13 protein-coding genes and 1 tRNA gene are annotated in these 17,048 nt (G+C 70.5%); 4 read left to right on the forward strand and 10 right to left on the reverse strand.

Annotated features, from left to right (window positions below; all coding sequences use genetic code 11):
• Positions 1-297 precede the first annotated feature (297 nt).
• Positions 298-1,497, reverse strand: a complete 1,200-nt coding sequence (locus LNK82_RS39575) for a hypothetical protein (RefSeq protein WP_230572000.1) — start codon at positions 1,495-1,497, stop codon at positions 298-300.
• A 796-nt stretch (positions 1,498-2,293) separates the two neighbouring features.
• Between LNK82_RS39575 and LNK82_RS39580 the strand changes: the two genes are divergently transcribed.
• A complete protein-coding gene (locus LNK82_RS39580; protein ID WP_372470774.1) occupies positions 2,294-2,584 on the forward strand; it encodes a helix-turn-helix domain-containing protein in 291 nt (96 codons plus the stop codon).
• 83 nt (positions 2,585-2,667) lie between these two features.
• Here LNK82_RS39580 and LNK82_RS39585 read toward each other — a convergent pair whose 3' ends face one another.
• The 3 genes from LNK82_RS39585 to LNK82_RS39595 form a co-directional block, all read right to left on the reverse strand.
• On the reverse strand, positions 2,668-3,741 hold the full coding sequence (locus tag LNK82_RS39585; RefSeq protein ID WP_230572001.1) for a tyrosine-type recombinase/integrase: 1,074 nt from the start codon (positions 3,739-3,741) through the stop codon (positions 2,668-2,670).
• Positions 3,738-4,379 carry a hypothetical protein gene (locus LNK82_RS39590; RefSeq protein ID WP_230572002.1) on the reverse strand — a complete coding sequence of 214 codons (642 nt, stop codon included), beginning with the start codon at positions 4,377-4,379 and terminating at the stop codon, positions 3,738-3,740. Before LNK82_RS39590 ends, LNK82_RS39585 begins: the two co-directional genes overlap by 4 nt.
• Before the next feature lie 115 nt (positions 4,380-4,494).
• A tRNA-Leu gene (locus tag LNK82_RS39595) sits at positions 4,495-4,577 on the reverse strand.
• A gap of 292 nt (positions 4,578-4,869) precedes the next feature.
• Between LNK82_RS39595 and LNK82_RS39600 the strand changes: the two genes are divergently transcribed.
• The 3 genes from LNK82_RS39600 (at position 4,870) to LNK82_RS39610 (ending at position 10,100) form a co-directional block, all read left to right on the forward strand.
• Complete coding sequence (locus LNK82_RS39600; RefSeq protein ID WP_230572003.1) at positions 4,870-5,187, forward strand: hypothetical protein; 318 nt, start codon at positions 4,870-4,872, stop codon at positions 5,185-5,187.
• A 723-nt stretch (positions 5,188-5,910) separates the two neighbouring features.
• Positions 5,911-6,216, forward strand: a complete 306-nt coding sequence (locus LNK82_RS39605; protein WP_230572004.1) for a hypothetical protein — start codon at positions 5,911-5,913, stop codon at positions 6,214-6,216.
• Positions 6,213-10,100, forward strand: a complete 3,888-nt coding sequence (locus LNK82_RS39610; protein WP_230572005.1) for a type I polyketide synthase — start codon at positions 6,213-6,215, stop codon at positions 10,098-10,100. The genes LNK82_RS39605 and LNK82_RS39610 overlap by 4 nt, the downstream gene beginning before the upstream one ends.
• Positions 10,101-10,154: 54 nt before the next feature.
• On the opposite strand, the gene LNK82_RS39615 is transcribed toward LNK82_RS39610, so the two are convergent.
• From LNK82_RS39615 to LNK82_RS39640, 6 genes are all read right to left on the reverse strand, one after another.
• The gene (locus tag LNK82_RS39615; RefSeq protein WP_230572006.1) at positions 10,155-11,405 is read right to left on the reverse strand and encodes an arginine deiminase; all 1,251 of its coding nucleotides are present in this window, start codon (positions 11,403-11,405) and stop codon (positions 10,155-10,157) included.
• Between the two features lie 16 nt (positions 11,406-11,421).
• Positions 11,422-12,861 (reverse strand): basic amino acid/polyamine antiporter, encoded by a 1,440-nt coding sequence (locus LNK82_RS39620; RefSeq protein WP_230572007.1) that lies wholly within the window; start codon positions 12,859-12,861, stop codon positions 11,422-11,424.
• 13 nt (positions 12,862-12,874) lie between these two features.
• A complete protein-coding gene (gene nhaC / locus LNK82_RS39625) occupies positions 12,875-14,359 on the reverse strand; it encodes a Na+/H+ antiporter NhaC (RefSeq protein ID WP_230572008.1) in 1,485 nt (494 codons plus the stop codon).
• 179 nt (positions 14,360-14,538) lie between these two features.
• Positions 14,539-15,498, reverse strand: coding sequence for a calcium/sodium antiporter (locus tag LNK82_RS39630; RefSeq protein ID WP_230572009.1), 960 nt, complete (start codon positions 15,496-15,498; stop codon positions 14,539-14,541).
• A gap of 128 nt (positions 15,499-15,626) precedes the next feature.
• Positions 15,627-16,196 carry a maleylpyruvate isomerase N-terminal domain-containing protein gene (locus tag LNK82_RS39635; protein ID WP_230572010.1) on the reverse strand — a complete coding sequence of 190 codons (570 nt, stop codon included), beginning with the start codon at positions 16,194-16,196 and terminating at the stop codon, positions 15,627-15,629.
• Positions 16,197-16,245: 49 nt separating this feature from the next.
• The gene (locus LNK82_RS39640; protein WP_230572011.1) at positions 16,246-17,016 is read right to left on the reverse strand and encodes a helix-turn-helix domain-containing protein; all 771 of its coding nucleotides are present in this window, start codon (positions 17,014-17,016) and stop codon (positions 16,246-16,248) included.
• Positions 17,017-17,048 lie beyond the last annotated feature (32 nt).

Consider the following 17,048-nt stretch of genomic DNA (forward strand, 5'->3'; position numbering starts at 1 on the left):
CCTCGGCTGGCTCAGCCCAGACGAATACGAAGCCGCTTGGCACGCTGCTCAGACCCAGCCAGCTACCATCCCAGCGGCACCGACCGCACCCAGGTAACAACCGCCTCGGGTTATCGGGGGAAGCTCACCCATGCCGTGCCGGACGATCGCTTGAACGCCATACCGTGCAGCTCCTCCGCGAAGACGAACCAATCCGGCCAGGCACGACGCCCGCGCGACCGTCACCGGGCGCTGCTTAGTCAGGCCGTGTCCAATCGGATATGGATATGACCTCTAGCGTCCGTCTGTCGCCGTGCGTTACATCGCCGGTTGCAACCTGGTCACCAGTGCCGCCAGGCTGGTGACCAACGGTGCCCCGCCGGTGCGGCCGCGCCAGGCTCGGGCGAGGTAGTCTGCGGCTTTGTTCTCGCAGACCACGATGTCGGCGTAGGCGCTGGCGCATGCCAGGTAGAGCAGGTCGGTCAGGTCGTGGGCATGCCAGGTGTCACCGGCGTTGCGCACACGAATGTGGGTGGCCTCGAAGACCGTGCCCAGGTAGGGCAGCGCGGTCAGATCCTCGGAGCCCTGCTCGGCCAACCAGGTGCGGAACTGCTCGGGCGTCAGCCCGGCGGCCCGAGCGGCACGGGCCAGGTGGTCCTGCATGTCGGTGGCGATGCGCGCGAAGACGACCTGGCGAGAGTGCCGGCGAGCAGTGGCGTTGTCGCGAAGTTCCTGAGCAAGGTCGTGAAACGACCTCGCCCACCTACCAGCCAGCTCTACCGCAGCGGTCCGATCCACGGCTTCCGCGTCGAGCATTGCTGAATACAACGAGGTCACCCAAGTCAGCTGGCGCTGCAGGTCGTCCAGGTCGAGCGGCAGACTGCTGGTCGCATCGGCGTAACCGGTGAACAGCATCCCCGGATCAAGGGTGAACACCGCCGGCGCACCCGGCTGCGGAGTGAAGGACCTCCGGTGGCGGCGGGCACCGAACAGAGCCAGCAACTCGTCGACGCGCACGCGCAGCGGATCGCGCATCTGCCAGCCCCGACACAGGTCCAGCATCAGCGGCACCAGCGTCGCCCGATACTGCGGACGCGCCGAGCCGATCTCGGTCGCATGCGCCGCGGACAACGGCAACACGATCCTTCGGGTGCGAACCCAGTCGATCACAGTGGCCGCGGCGGCGTGCTCGGCAGCCTGGAGCTTGTGCGGGGTGTGCAAATACTGGGCGAGCTTGACCCACTGATTCTGATCCAGGTAGACCACCGTTCGACCCGCCAGCGAATGCACGGGATCGGGTCCACCGATCTCCACCGTGACTTGGCGCCCTTCAACCAGATCCAGGGTCATGGTGTGACCGACGCGGTCATAGGTGGAGCGGCGGATGCCGAGCGCGGGATCGTAGGTCTGGTCGCTGGGCTCAGTCACCTCACTGCCGTCGTCGAGTACGACCGTGACGGTTTCCCGCTCGACGTCCAAGACCATCCGCACCCATCGGCGACCCGACTCGTTGTTCATCGCCCCAGTGTCCACCACAAAGATCATCTGTTCCCGCGACCACGCCGTAGCTCAGATAGGGGCGCCACCAGTGCCTGGTCACTCGCCCCGGGAACGAGTCCGCCGGGGTATGGCGTCGGTGTTGCCGCGCGACCACCCGGTCGTCACCGCGCGGCCCTGCTCATCGCGCATGGCTCCGCGCAGATTGCGCGGCACGAACTCGGCACGGCCAGGGTCAACCTGTTCGATGGGCGTCGGCGTCGGCTTCGGCTTCGCCTGAACCGGCTGTGGGCGAGCACGACGGGACTTCGACCGCGCACCGGGGCGGTGCGTATGCATGGTCGGCTGCACCCCGCCGAGCTTGAGCACTGACGCGCCAGGCTTGGACAGCACCTTGCGACAGGGCTGACGAGCCACCGAGTAGCACACCGGGCAACTGTGCTCATTACGCTCAGGCCGCGGGCGGCGTGGCACCCGGACGAGGATCATGGAGGTGCCGACCGCTCCTCCGGATGCACTGCGGCGACGAGACATGCGTTGGCTCTCCTTCCGAAGCCCACTACGCGGGCGTGCCCGCGAGGGCGTCACCCTAGCTGGCGGACACCGCGATCAGCACCCGCCGATCCACACCCGATCGAGTGGCCGTGCTTGATGTGCCCGGCGCGAAGCGGCCTTCGCCAAGCATGCAATATCACAGCAGGTGCATCTGTGACCATTTCGATGAACGAAAGTCGCAGCTTTCCGATCAGTGAAATCGTTGACATGTGAAAGTTGTGGAGTCACTGTAACGGAAGGAATACCGCAAGGGGGTGTGGCGATGCGGCACAGTGAGGAAAAAGCGCGCGACGGATTCGTGCGACATGGCGAACACGAGCCTCTCTACCAGGTCAGCGAGGTCGCGGAGCTGCTCCGCGTGTCCAAACAGACCGTCTATCGCGCCATCAGCGACGGTGAACTTCCCGCGGTCCGCATCCGGAGCCGCAAACTCGTGCCCAAATCGGCGGTCACGGCGGTGCTGCAACGTGCAACGACGGCCAGCGAGACGAGCCCGAACATGTTCGGCCTCGAAGATGCACCGGCACCGACGACCAAAAGCGTCACCAAGTAAAGCGCGGTAGCGCAGCAAGCCAATCGGCAGCCGGACAGCATGGTCTGGGGCGGCGGTGGAACCGCCGCCCCAGACCACGCGGGTCATCCGTTGTCGTTGTCGAACACCTCGGCCGGTGTGCTGAGTGCCAGTGGGTGCGGCTCGCCGGTCAACACGGACAGCGCGGTGGCGACCTCCTCCAGATCGGCTTTCGTGTAGACCGCGATCGCGCCGGGCTTGGCGTCGCCGCTGGGTCGGTGACCGGCATAGGCGCGGGCTACCGCCTCGCCGAAGTTGCGTTCCACCCACTTCAGCGTGGTGTGCCGCAACCAGTGCGTGGAGATGTTCTGGGTGCGCACCGGTTCGACGTGGTCGCGCAGCCGGTCCCACAGCCCGTCGTAGCGCCGGTAGGTCAACGGCTTGCCGTTGTGGTAGCGCAGCACCTTGCTGGTCGGCTCACGCGCCCCGCGATGGTAGGCGTGGTCCACCAGGTGCGTCATCAGCGTCGGCGATACCGGCTGCCACCGGCTCTGCTCTCCCTTTTCGCGCAACAGCACCAGGCACTGCTCCTGGTCCAGGCCGTCGAGCTCCAGCGCCAACGCCCCACCGCGGCGGGCGGCGGTCTCGACGTGGAACCGGATCAACAGCGCGTCCAGCGCCGGGTCGTCACCGGTGGTGGAGGCCGCCTCGGTGACCGCCTCCAGGACTGTGTTGTTCAGTCCGCGCCGGGTCGGTATCGCCCGTTTGGGCTTCTTTACCTTCCGCGTCGGATCGTGACCGGCGGGGATCAGTTCGTCGTTGACGGCGAACTTGTACAGGCACCGGGTGGCGCTGAACATATGCTCGGCCGCGCTGTGCCCGCCCCGCCAGTTGCGCCGCCGCACCGCAGTCTGCCTGATGTGCCCGAACAGCCACGTCAGGTCCGAGGCGGGCAACTCGTTCAACCGGCGCTCGGGCCACAGCGCCACCAACCTGTTCCAGTAGGTGCTGTACAGCTTGCGCGTGCCCTCGCCCACCAACCCCGACACCACCGGCACCCACTCGGCGATCGTGGGCACCTCCCGCGGCGGCGCGGCCGGCTGGGAGGCCACCAGTGCCTCCGGTGACACCCCCAACAGCGCCAAGACCTGACGCGCCTTCTCCAACTCCTCCGCACTCGGCTCGGTTTGGGCCGTCACGACCTACCCCCCACCGCGCCGTTGCCGGGCCCATCGGGATGCACCCGTGGCGGACCTGCAACGGGTACGGCGCCCTCGGCCTCGAACGGTCGCGACGCCACCACCACCTGACGCGGATCGGGAAGGGCCTTGTCCAGTACCACCAGGCTGTGGATCACCATCGCCGCGCGCTCCGGAACCGCGACCAGCAGCACCGGATCACCGGTCTCGAACGACCACCAGCGCCGCACGGTCAAAGGAATCTGGATCAACCCGCGCCTGCTCAGCGCGAACACACCTCGGGGATTGCGCTGGAGCACCAGCGAGGACCCATGCAACCGGATGTCCAGACGCTCCTGTGGAGCCCATCGCAGTAGCTCCAACAACGGCTGGTTGGCCAACCGGCCACGGTCGTCGAAGCGCGCCAGGGCATAACGCGGCCGATCCCGCACACTCAACGGCCCCAGCTCCCGAACGGAAGGCGCGGGCGTGCGCCGCTTGTCCAGGACCCGGCGCTGCGGTGCAGGTGGTGGGGATTGCCCGACCTTGGCCGATGAAGCCTTCTCGGTCGGTACGCCGGAAACACCGCCTGGATTTCCAGAACGGTGTCGACGGGAAGTGGTGCCCGGTAGAAGACCGGCGATGACCTTGTCAGTCACGGCCATCACCGCCTGGAGCGGTAGAGGCCGTGCCGACCACTTGAACACCCGACCGACAGTTGCGGTCGGGTACCTGAACTGGTGTTATTGGACGGGGATCCAACACACGATCTTGTGTCCGAGGGGGGACTTGAACCCCCACCCCCTTTCGGGGACTAGCACCTCAAGCTAGCGCGTCTGCCATTCCGCCACCCGGACTCGGCTCTCGCCGTGGTGTGGGCATAGATTACATGATCGTCTTCCGTGGTCCAAATCGGGGTCGTTGGTTGGGTGGCGGAGAGCGTTTCTGCTGGTCAGGTGGGTGCTGGTGGAGTGGGGTGTTCGGGGTGGTGGTGGGGTTGGTCGGTGGGTGGTCGTGACGGTGGGGTGGGCGAGCGGGTGTCGGGGTGGAGGTTGGTGGGCCGGTGGGGGAGGACTGTCGGGGTGGCGGTGGTCGGTGAGGGCTTGTGGTGGAGGTGTCTCGTGGTGCTGGCGGCGTCAGGTGTGGGACATGGGGTCACGGTTGGGTTCATTGTCAGCCTATTGGGCACTGGTATTTGTTGATCCGAGCGGCGACGCTGGCGCGGTGACTAATGATGTTCCACCTCTCATCTACGACGACGTGACGGATCTCGTGCCGGTCATGCTTCCGGCCGACGTTGCGACTCGGCTTGACATCGAGACTGAGCGCACCGCGCTCGTGCTGAGGAACCGCGTTCCCGTCTCGGTTATTCGCGCCACGCTGCTTGCGGTGGGTCTGGATCAGGCTCACGTGGCGGCCAGTGCCCTGGTTGCGCGAGCGGCGAATACGGACTTGCAAGACCCCTAATCGTGGCGTTGCGCCGGCCGGTCCCGTGTTCGGGTGAACACGGGACCGGTTCGTGTGTGGCGGAGGTTTGTACGGGATCAGGAGTCGGCGGCCGCGTGTCCGCCCGTGGCGACGTTGTAGTAGGCGGTGGTGGCTTGGTCAGGGGGATGCGGGCCGCGACTCGTGGTTCGAGGGTGCTGGTGGCGGCTTGGGTGAGGAGGGTGGTCAAGCCGGTGTGGTCGGGATTGGCGCTCACGATGCCGATGTCGATACCCCGTTCGGGCGTCGCCGGGGAGGCTGACGGGACGCCGACGAACGTGCGTTGTCGCGGACGGCGGTGAGGGCGGTCGTGTGGAGGACGGCGCCGTCGAGGACGGCGTCGAGTGTGGCGGTCGGAACGGTGGTGATCAGGTCGTGGGCGCCGGCCCGGCACCGCGCGTACTCCGGTCCACGTCCAGGCCGGGGGAATCCCCGAAAGGATCCCGAAAGGATATTGTCGATGGCCTGCCGGTGATTCGGCCATTCGACTCATTTTCGAAGTGCGGCGGAATATGCTCGATCGGGTGCTTGGGCGTGATGTGGGCGTCGGCCACTGCGACATGACGACGGCGAGCCGGGGAGCACCCGATAGACGGAGGTAGGTCAGCCCGGGTCAAAGGATTCACACAGTAGAAGTACGCGGGTTGCCCGTCGGCTCGGCCGTCCCGTAAGCATGACCCCGCCCCGCCCTTGTCGTTTGGAGTCGTGAACGTGACCGATGTCGGCGAGATCTCGGCCGCCTACGACTACCTCGACGGCGCGCTGGTCGCGAAATACTGGGATCCTGATCTGCACTGCGCGTACTGGTCGACCGATGACGACGACTCGCCGTTCCACTTGGGTTGTGGGTGCGGGAGGCCGGCGGTGGCCGGACTGCGGGAGACCTTGTCGCCGCCCACGTCGACCCGCGGTGAGCGGAACACGGACGGCTTCTTCGCCCTCGGCGGCACCTCGTTGGACCTGGTGCGGCTCCAGGAGGCCGTAGTAGGTGGCTTGTGGAGCCGTCGATGACCCCGATCGCGGTGGTGGGGATGAGCTGCGCGTTTCCCGGCGCACCCGACCTGGACGCCTATTGGCGGGTGATCGCCGGCGGACGGGAGACCGTTCGGCGGTTCAGCCCGGACGACCTGCGCGCGGCCGGGCTGCCTGAGGCCGAGTTGCGGCGGCCCGACTTCGTGGCGGCGGGCGGGGTGGTGGCCGGCGGCGAGGAGTTCGACGCGCGGTTCTTCGGCTGCACGGCGCGCGAGGCCGGGCTGATGGACCCGCAGCAGCGGCAGTTCCTGCAGTGCTCGTGGCACGCGATGGAGGACGCGGGGCACGCGCCCGCCACGTTCCCCGGCTCGGTCGGAGTGTTCGCCGGGCAGTCCGCGAGCGCGCACGGGCGCGAGTCGTTCCGCGGTGACCTCGCCGAGTCACTGCCGGCCGCCAACGACAAGGACTTCCTGGCCACGAGGGTGGCCTACCAGCTCGGGTTGACCGGGCCGGCGATCGTGGTGCAGGCGGCCTGTTCCACGTCGCTGGTGGCGGTGCACGTCGCGTGCGGTGCGCTGGCGGCGGGCCAGTGCGACCTCGCGCTCGCGGGCGGGGTGTCGTGGAGGTCGTTGCGCGCGCAGGGCTACCGGCACCGGCCGGGCGGCGCGCTGTCGGTCGACGGGCACGTGCGGCCGTTCGACCGGGCGGCGACGGGGTTCGTGCCCGCCGACGGCGTGGGCGTGGTCGTGCTGCGCCGGCTGGACGACGCGGTGGCGGCCGGCGACCGCATCTACGCCGTGGTGCGCGGCGGTGCGGTCAACAACGACGGCGCGGACCGGTCGAGCTACGTCGCGCCCGGCATGGCGGGCCGGACCGCGGTGATCGCCGCCGCGCTCGCGGACGCCCGGGTGCCGCCGGACACCGTCGGGTACGTCGAGGCGCACGGCGCGGCCACCGTGATCGGCGACGTCATCGAGGTCACCGCGCTCACCCAGGGGTACAGGGGCGCGCGGGGTCGGCTCGGGTCGGTGAAGGCCAACATCGGCCACACCGACGCGGCGGCCGGCGTCGCGGGGTTCATCAAGACCGCGCTCGTGCTGCACCACCGCCGGCTGCCGCCCAACGTCAACTTCGCCGAGCCGAACCCGGAGATCGACTTCGGCGCCTGCCCGTTCGTGCCCGACCCGGTCGGCCGCGACTGGCCGTCGGCCGGGCACCCCCGGCGGGCGGCGGTCAGCGCGTTCGGGATCGGCGGGACCAACGCGCACCTCGTCCTCGAGGAAGCCCCTCCCGCGTCGCCGCCGACCCCTGCGCCGCCGTGGCAGCTGCTGGCGCTGTCGGCGAAGGACGACGCGGCGGTGCACGAGATCGCCCGCTCCTGCGCGGACGGCCTGGCCGACGTCGACCTGGCCGACGTGGCGCACACCCTGGCCCGGCGCACGGCGTTCCCGCGCCGTGCCGCGGTGGTGGCGCGGGACGTGGCCGACGCGCGACGGCGGCTGCTCGCGGACCGGTTGGACCTCCGCGACGCCGACGCGGACCGCCCGGCGCACGTCGCGTTCGCGTTCCCCGGCGGTGGTTCGCAGCACGTCGGGATGGGCCGGGACCTCTACCGGCACGAGCCGGTGTACCGCGACGCGCTGGACGAGTGCCTCGACCTGATGCCCGCGCCGCTGGCCTCGGAGGTCCGAGCGGTGTTGTTCGGCGTCGACGACCACCACGCGCGGGCGGCCATCGCCGGGCCGCGGCTGGGCCTGCCGGCGTTGTTCGCGACCGGGATGGCGTACGGGAGGCTGCTCGGTTCGCTCGGCGTGCGCCCGACGACCGTGCTGGGGCACGGCGCGGGCGAGTACGCGGCGGCGTGCTTCGCCGGGGTGTTCACCCTTGCCGACGCGGTGGCCGTGGTGGTCGAACGCGGTCGGGTGCTCGTAGGGGTGCCGGACGGGGCGATGATCGGGGTAGCCGCGTCCGAGTCGGTGGTGGCTCCGCTGCTGGGCGACGGTGTGGCGCTGGCCGCCGTGAACGGCAGGCGGATGTGCGTGCTCAGCGGCCCTGCGCCGCGCATCGCGGACGTCGCGCGCCTGCTCGCGGAACGTGGTGTGGCGTGTTCGACGCTGCCGTTCACGACGGCCGCGCACTCCGCGTTGGTCGACCCGGTGCTGCCGGAGTTCGCCCGGTTCCTCGCCGACGTCCCCGCGCACCGGCCGACGACACCGCTGATCTCCTCGGTGGACGGGCACCCGCTGGCCGGCGAGGCGACGTCGCCGCGGTACTGGGTGCGGCAGCTGCGTGAACCGGTCCGCTTCGCCGACCAGCTCGACCGGGTGGCCGCGTTGGGCAAGGTGGTGCTGGTCGAGGTCGGCCCCGGGGTCACCCTGTCGACGCCGGCGCGTCGGCACCTGCCCGACACCCCGGTCGTCGCGACCGCCCGCCACCCGGACGACGGCCGGTCGGACCGGGAGGTGTTCCTCGGCGCCCTCGGCGCGCTGTGGTCGACCGGCGTGGACGTGGACCTGGCCGGGCTGACCGCGGGGCGACGGGTGGTGTCCCTGCCGGGATACCCCTTCGCCCGCACCCGGTGCGTGCCCGAGACTGCGCCCGGTGACGCGCGGCCGGTGCTGTACGGCGTGGGCTGGCGGCGCGCGGTCGACGTGCCGCGCCCGCGTCCCGGCGGTCGGTGGGCGGTGGTGTCGAACGGTTCCCCGCTCGTCGGGGACCTGGTGCGGCACGCCTGGGCGCGCGGTGTCGACGTGGTGCCCGACTACGCGTCGATCAGGGACGCGCTGGCGTCGCGACCGTCCCTGATCGTCCACTTCGCACCGGAGGGACTCGACCTCTCGCCGCTGACCGACCTCGCTCGCAGCGGGGCCGACGTCACCTTGGCCCTGGTCACCGCCGGAGCGTTCGACGTCACGGGTGGGGAGCGGGTCCGGCCCTCGCACGCCGCCCTGGTCGCCGCTGGGCTGACGCTGGCCGCCGAGCACCGCGCCGTCGGCGTCCGGGCGGTGGACGTGGTCGACACCGACGCCGGGGCGCTGGTCCGCGAGCTGCTCGACCCCGACGGCGCGGAGCTGGTGGCGCTGCGCGCCGGTCGGCGGTGGACCCGGCACTACGAGCCGGTGCCCGCGGTGGCCGGCCCGCCACCGCGACCCGGCGGGGTGCACGTGATCACCGGGGGACTCGGCGGCATCGGCCGGCTCCTCTCCCGCCACCTCGTGCGCGCCTACCGCGGCCGGGTGGCGTTGATCGGCCGGTCGGCCCCGGTCACCCGCCCGCCGGACGGCGCCCGCTGGTGGCAGGCCGACGTGGCCGACCGGGCCGCGCTGACCGGGGTGCTGCGCCGCGTGCGGGATGAACTGGGCCCGATCACCGGTGTCGTGCACGCGGCCGGTGTCGCGGGCCACGGCCCGACCGGGTCGCTGACCGCGGGGGTGGTCGAGACGGCGCTGGCGGCCAAGGTGGACGGCACCCGCGCGCTGCTGCACGCCCTCGACGCCGTCGGCGCGGAACCCGACTACGTGGCGCTCTTCTCGTCGTTGGCGGCGCTCGTCGGCGCACCGGGCCAGCCGTGCTACGCCGCCGCCAACGCCTACCTCGACGCCTGCGCCGGAACCGGCCGGGTCGTGGCGATCGACTGGGACCGGTGGAACGACGTCGGGCTGGCCCGCGGCGTCGTCGACGGCGGCACGCCCGGCCTGTCGGTGGAGCACGCGCTGCACGCGTTCGACTCGGCGGTGCGGGCGGTCCCGCTCGGCCACCTGGCCGTGTCCACCGTGCACCCGGACCGGCTCCGGCCGCTGGTCCGCGCGCCGGCCGTCCGCGCGGGCACGCCGGTCGAGGACCTGGCCCGCGTGTGGGCCGACGTGTTCGGCGTGCCCGAGGTGGAGCCGGGAGCGGACGTCGCGCGGTCCGAAGAGGAGTGAGCACCTCGGTCGTGCGGCAGCGGGTCGTCTCGTCCTTCGGCGCCGGGGGCGCGATCAGTAGTCGATCGGGTCGCGGGAGATCGGGCAGGTCATGCAGTGACCGCCGCCGCGGCCCCGACCGAGTTCGGCACCCACGATGGTGATCACCTCGACGCCCGCCTTGCGCAGCCGGGAGTTGGTGTCGGTGTTGCGGTCGTAGGCGACGACCACGCCGGGTTCGACGGCGACCAGGTTGTTGCCGCTGTCCCACTGGCTGCGCTGGGCGGTGTATGCGTCGCCGCCCGTTTCCACGATGCGCAGCTTGGGCAGGTTGAGGGCGTCGGCCACCACGTCCACGAAGGACTGCTTCTCCTCCGTCACCTCGATCGGGTCGCCGGGGCGCAGGGTGAACGGGTGGATGCCGTCCACGATGTCAGGGAACGTCGTCACGCAGTCGCGGTCGGCGAAGGTGAAGATGGTGTCCAGGTGCATGGCCGCGCGCAGCTTCGGCATGCCGGCGACGATCACGCGTTCGGCGGCGCCCTGCTCGAACAGCGTGGCGGCCAGCTGGGTGATCGCCTGGCGGGACGACCGCTCGCTCATCCCGACCAGCACCACGCCGTTGCCCACCGGCATCACGTCACCGCCCTCCAACGTGGACAGTCCCCACTGCCGCTCGGGGTCGCCCCACCAGACGGTCGAGCCGACGAAGTCCGGGTGGAACTCGTAGACCGCCTTCATCAGCAACGTCTCGTCGTGCCGCGCGGGCCAGTACAGGGGGTTGAGGGTCACGCCGCCGTAGAGCCAGCACGTGGTGTCGCGGGTGTAGAGCGTGTTGGGCAGCGGCGGCATCAGGTACTCGGGCACGCCGGTCGACTCGCGGGCGAGGGCGAGGTAGCCGGGGCGGAAGTCCGGTGGCAGGTCGGCCGTCGACAGCCCGCCGATCAGGAACTGCGCCAGCCTGCGGTGCTCCAGCTCCTCCAGGAACGCCCGCGTGTCCTCCACCAAGCCGATCCCGACCTCGTCGGCGACGATCTTGCGGTCGAGCAGCCAGCTCTTGGCGCCCGGCACGTCGAGGGTCTCGGTCAGCAGGTTGTGCAGCTCCACGACGTCGACCCCGCGTTCGCGCAGCTTGGCCATGAAGTCGAAGTGGTCGCGGACGGCGTTCTGCACCCACATCACGTCGTCGAACAGCAGGGCGTCGCAGTTGCTCGGGGTCAGCCTGGCGTGGGCGAGGCCCGGCGCGCAGACGAGCACCTTCCGCAGCCTGCCGACTTCGGAGTGCACGCCGTACGCCGCGGACGGGCGCTGAGCCGTGTCGGTCATGTCCTTGTCCCTCTCGCTAGATGACGATCAGACCGGTGGCGAGGCCGAGCACGCCGAGCACGGCCAGCACGACCGCGAGGATGAACAGCGCCAGCTCGGCGGCGGAGAACACGCGCCTGCCCTGTTCCCGGCGCGCCATCACGAACAGGATCGTCCCCGGCGCGTAGATGATGAACGACAGCAACAGGAACTCGATGCCGGCAGCGAAGATCAGGAACGCGGTGTAGAGGGTGGCGACGGCCGCGAACGCCACCTCCTTGCCCCGCCTGCCGCGGTCGTGCTCGTAGGTCTCGCCGCGCACCCCGATCCGTAACGCGTACGCCGCCGCCAGCAGGTAGGGGATGAGCGACAGCGAGCTGCACAGCTTGAGGGTGAACGTGAAGGCGTCGTCGGAGAACAGGGTCACGAACAGCACCGCGGTGATGAGCGTGCTCGACATGATCAGCGCCGCGATCGGCACGCCCTGGCGGTTCTCGCGCTTGAGGAACCGGGGCATGTCGTCGTCCTTCGCGGCGACGAACAGCACCTCGGCGGCCATCAGCGTCCAGGCCAGGTAGGCGCCGAGCACCGAGACGATCAGGCCGACGCCGATGAACGCCGAGCCCCACGTGCCCACGACCGACTCCAGCACGCCCATCATCGACGGCTGGCGCAGCCCCGCGAGGTCGTCCTTGGGCAACGAGCCGTAGGACAGCAGCGTCACCGACGCGAACAGCGCCAGCACGCCGAGGAAGCCGAGCACCGTCGCCCGGCCGACGTCGGAACGCTTGCGGGCGTACCGGGAGTAGACGCTCGCGCCCTCCACGCCGAGGAAGACGAACACCGTGACCAGCATCGTGGACCGGACCTGCTCGAACAACGCGCCCGCCGACCGCTCGCTGCCGCCCCAGAAGTTGGCCGAGAACACGTCGGCCTCAAGCGCCACGGCGATGATCACGACGAACAGGAGGATCGGCACCAGCTTGGCGACCGTGACGATCCGGTTGATCGCCGCGGCCTCCTTGATGCCGCGCGTGATCATGTAGTGGAACGCCCACACGCCGACCGCCGAGATCGCCACCGCGAGCACGGTGTTCCCCTCGCCGAGCCCGGGGATCACCGTGCCGAGGGTGGACTTGATCAGCACCCAGTAGCTGACGTTGCCGACGCACGCGCTGGCCCAGTACCCGAACGCGGAGAAGAAGCCGGGGAACTCGCCGAACCCGGCCTTGGCGTAGGCGTACACGCCGGCGTCCAGCTCGGGCTTGCGCACCGCGAGGGCTTGGAACACGAACGCGAGCATGAGCATGCCGACGCCCGCGATCGCCCACGCGACGATCGCGCCGAACACGCCGGTCGCCTGGGCGAAGTTGCGGGGAAGCGAGAACACGCCCGCGCCGACCATCGAGCCGACCACCATCGCGGTCAGCGTCAGCAAGGGCATCTGCTGCGACTTCTTGGCTTCGGTCACGGTCATCGTCGTCACCTGTTCACGCGTCGGCCGGTTCGGGACCGGCGGGTCGCACTCGTTCGATCCGGAAGCCGGTGAACCCGTAGGCCAAGCTCAGCAACGGGCTGGCGATGTTGAAGAAGCAGAACGGCAGGTACAGCAGCGTCGACACGCCCAGCGCCGCGCTCATGAACGCGCCGCACGAGTTCCACGGCACCAACGGCGAGGTGACCGTGCCGCTGTCGGCGGCCAGCCGCGACAGGTTCGTCGGCGCGAGCCCCCGTCTGTCGAACTCGGCCCGGAAGACCTTGGACGGCAGCACGAGCGCGATGTACTGGTCGCCCGCGACGATGTTGAGCCCGAACGCGGTGGCGAACACGGCGACGAACAGCCGCCCGGTGCCCTTCGCCGCGCGGATCATCGGGTCGACCAGGCGGTTGATCAGGCCGAACTCCTCCAGCACGGTGCCGAAGGTGACCGCGCCGATGATCAGCCACAGGGTGGGCAGCATGCTGTCCATGCCGCCGCGCGACAGCAGCCGGTCGACGTCGCCGATCCCGGAGTCCATCGTGAAGCCGGTGGCCAGCGCCTGCCACACGGCCTGGATCCCGGTCCGCACCGGGTCGAGGCCGGGCGCGGCGACGAAGGCGCGCACGACGTCGTGCTGGGTGAACACGGCGAGCAGCCCGGCGAAGAGCGCCGAGGTCATCAGGGCGAGCGACGCGGGGACCTTGCGGGCGGACAGGACCGCGAGGAGCACCAGCGGCAGCAGGTTGAGCGGGGTGATCCAGTAGATGTCGCCCAGCGCGTTCAGCTCGGAGGCGGTGTCGCCGGCGTCGGTCGGCGCCGGTCCCCAGAACAGGCCGATCAGCGCGAACAGGGTGAACGCGAGGCCGAACGCGGGTAGCGAGGTCCACGCCTGGCGTTTGATGTGCTCGTAGACGTCGACCTTGGCCAGCTGCGCGGTCAGGACGGTGGTCTCCGACAGCGGCGAGAGCTTGTCGCCGAGGTAGGCGCCCGAGATGACCGCGCCGGCGGTGATGCCCGGCGACAGGCCGAGCATCAGGGCGATGCCGACCAGGCCGACGCCGATCGTGCCCGCCGTCGTCCACGAGCTGCCGATCGACATCGCGACGATGCCGCAGATCAGCGCGGTCGCCGCGTAGTACCAGGTGGGTGAGAGCGCCTGGATCCCGTAGTAGACCAGGGTGGGGATCGTGCCCGACAGGTTCCACGTGCCGATCAGCGCGCCCACGGCCAGCAGGATGAACACCGCGCTGGTGATCGAGGTGAGCGCGCGTTGGTTGGCGGCTTCGACCTCCGCCCACCGGTGGCCGTTCTTGAGCACGACGAGCGTCGCGACCATCGCGCACAGCACGAGCGCGACCTGGATGGGGCCGTCGAGCGCGCCCAGTCCGAACAGGGCGAGCGAGCCGCCGATCAGCGCCACCAGCGCGACCAGCGGCACGGTCGCGTCCATGAGCGACGGTGCGCGGACGTGCCGGTGGCTGCCGGTGTCGGTCATGTGCGCCTCGGCGGACCGGGCCCGAGCACGCGGACCTCCGGTCGCGGCGGCCGCGGCCGGTGATCTTCGTGCGCAGGATCCGGCATGGCCCAACCACGGTAGGTCGGGGTCGGTGGGCGTGCAAAAGGGTCCTACCTGCACCGACGGCAAACGCCCCGATCGGGTGACGTGCCGCGGGCTCACAGCCGCGTCGTGAGCAGCCAGGCCGTGTAGACGAGGTAGGCCGCCACGAAGGCGCCGCCCTCGACGCGGCTCAGCCGTCTGCGGGTGAAGAAGGCGGGCACGCACACGAGGGCGGTGGCGACCATGAGGACCATGTCCAGGGCCAGCACGTCGTCGGGCACCGGGACGGGCCCCGGTGCGGCGAGGATGGTCGGCCCGAGGATGAGCGCGATGTTGAACACGCTGGAGCCGAGCAGGTTCCCCAGGGCGAGCGAGCGGTCACCGCGGAAGGTGGACACGATCGTGGTGACGAGTTCGGGCGCCGAGGTGCCGATCGCGACCACGGTCAGGCCGATGAACGTGTCGCTCGCACCCCAGATGCGGGCGATCCGCACCGCGCCGTCCACGAGGAACTCCGACCCGATGACGATGACGGCCAGGCCCGCGACCAGCAGGAGCAGTTGGAGACCCACCGGTCGGGCACGGGCGCTCGCCGTGGCGGCCGGCTCGCCTTTCGACGCCGCCGCTTGCCGTCTGGTGTGGACGACCATCAGTCCGAGGTAGGCGGCGCCGTAGACGCACAGCCACACCCCGTCGGTGTTCGTGAGGGAGCCGTCGAGCGCCAGCACGAGGAGCAGGACCGCGGCGCCGGCCATGATCGGCAGGTCGAAGCGCAGCGTCCGGTGTTCGAACACGACCGGTCGGATCAGCGCGCTCAACCCGAGGATGAGCAGGAGGTTGACCAGGTTCGTGCCCACGATGTTGCCCACCGCGAGACCGGCGTTGCCCTGTCCGGCGGCGTTGATGCCGATGGCCAGCTCGGGCAGGCTGGTGCCCAGCGAGACGACGGTCATGCCGACCACGAGCGGGCTCACGCCGAACCGGGCGGCGAGCGCGGTGCCCTGGCGCACGACGAGCTCGGCGCCCGCGATCAACATCGCCAGACCCGCCAGCAGCGCCGCCGTGGAAGCCGCCACGGACCCTCCCCGGGCCCGCTCGACTGCGTCAACGGCCCGTGCCAGATGGTCATCGGAGGGGCCGCGACGCGCAACCGCGGCGAAGCGCCTGGTGCTGTGGCCGCGGAGGTTCACCGGGTCGAGTGCGCTCAGTCGGGCAGCGCCGCCTTCCACACCCACGACGTCCGGCGGGGTAGACCGTCCAGGTCTCCGCGTCCGGTGCACCACAGCAGCACTCGGACGGACTCGCCGGGCGGGGCGTCGGGGAACAGTCGGTCGAGCACGGCCGCGCATGGCGGTGCCGGCGGCAGCCAGTCCACGCCCAATCCGCGGGTGATGTCGTGGGTGTGCAGCAGGATCTCGGCGACGCCCATCGCTGCGAACCCTGTCGGGTCGCACGGGCCCCAGTGCCAGGCCCGCAGGGACCGGTCGGCGGTGGCCAGCGCGCTGCCGAGTAGCCCGCCGCAGGCGGCGGCCACCTGCAGGACCTCGGCAGGCGAGGCGGTGGGTCGCACGCGCAGATCGAAGGGGAGGTAGGCGTCGGCCGGGCTCGCGGCGAGCTGGCCCGCGTAGGCCAGCAGGTCGTGGCCGATGTGCGCGGCCGTCTGCCGGCAGCTCCACTCCAGCGGGCCGGCCGGCACCGTCCAGTCCTCGCCCGTACGAGGCCCCAGTACCTCCAGCATCTCCGCCACGGCGGCCTGAACGTCTTGGTGGTCCATGCGGTGCTCCTCGCAAGGCACGTCGTGGTGCGGCTGTGCTGTTGTTCGTTCAGGCCGCGGCGGTGATGGGTCTGCCGCCCCAGCGGATGCCCTTCTCGCTGCGGATCCGGGCACGTTCCTTGCGCTGGGCCGCGAGGAGGTCCGACGGTGAACTGCCGCAGCGGTCCGAGGTGGGCCTCGATCGGGTTGCCCCAGAACGCATAGCGGTGGGCCGGATGCCGAGTGGCCCGAACTCGTCGAACGCGAAGACACGGTCCGGGAAGCGCGCCGGCACCTGCTCGATGCGGTCCGGCTTGGCGTCGCGCTCGGGGCCGGGCGACTCCTTCCACGTCTCGGTGCGCTGGAAGGTGACGCTGCGGCGGGCGAGCACGCACCGTAACGCCTCCCGGCCGATCCGGATCACGCGGCCGCGCACTTTCCGCAGGTAGGCGGCGAGTTCGCGGATGGACCAGCGGGTGAAGGGCTGCCCCGGCTTGGTCGGGCGGGTGGTGGCCGTCTGCACGACGAAGTCCTCGTCGTCAGTGCTGAGCAGGCGGGGACGGCCTCCCTCCCACCGAGGGTCCAGGCAGGCCAGGCCGATCTCGTTGAACCGGTGGATCACATCCCGGACGGTGTCCTCGTCAGCCTGCACCAGCTTCGCGATCACCGGCACCCGGTTGCCGCCAGCCGAAGCCGGCGGCATCATCGCGCGCCGGTACCGCACCGGACTGGTGCTTCCCCGGCGCACGATCTGCTGCAGCTTCTGACCTTCCTGGTCGGTCAGTCCGCGCACACGGGCAGGCTCAGCCACCACACCCCCAGCAGTCGGATCGAACGTCACCGCACATCCAACCGCCCGGACCACCGACCCGG

Origin of the sequence: Saccharothrix luteola (assembly GCF_020859565.1) — a bacterium.
Classification (GTDB): Bacteria; Actinomycetota; Actinomycetes; order Mycobacteriales; family Pseudonocardiaceae; genus Actinosynnema; species Actinosynnema luteola.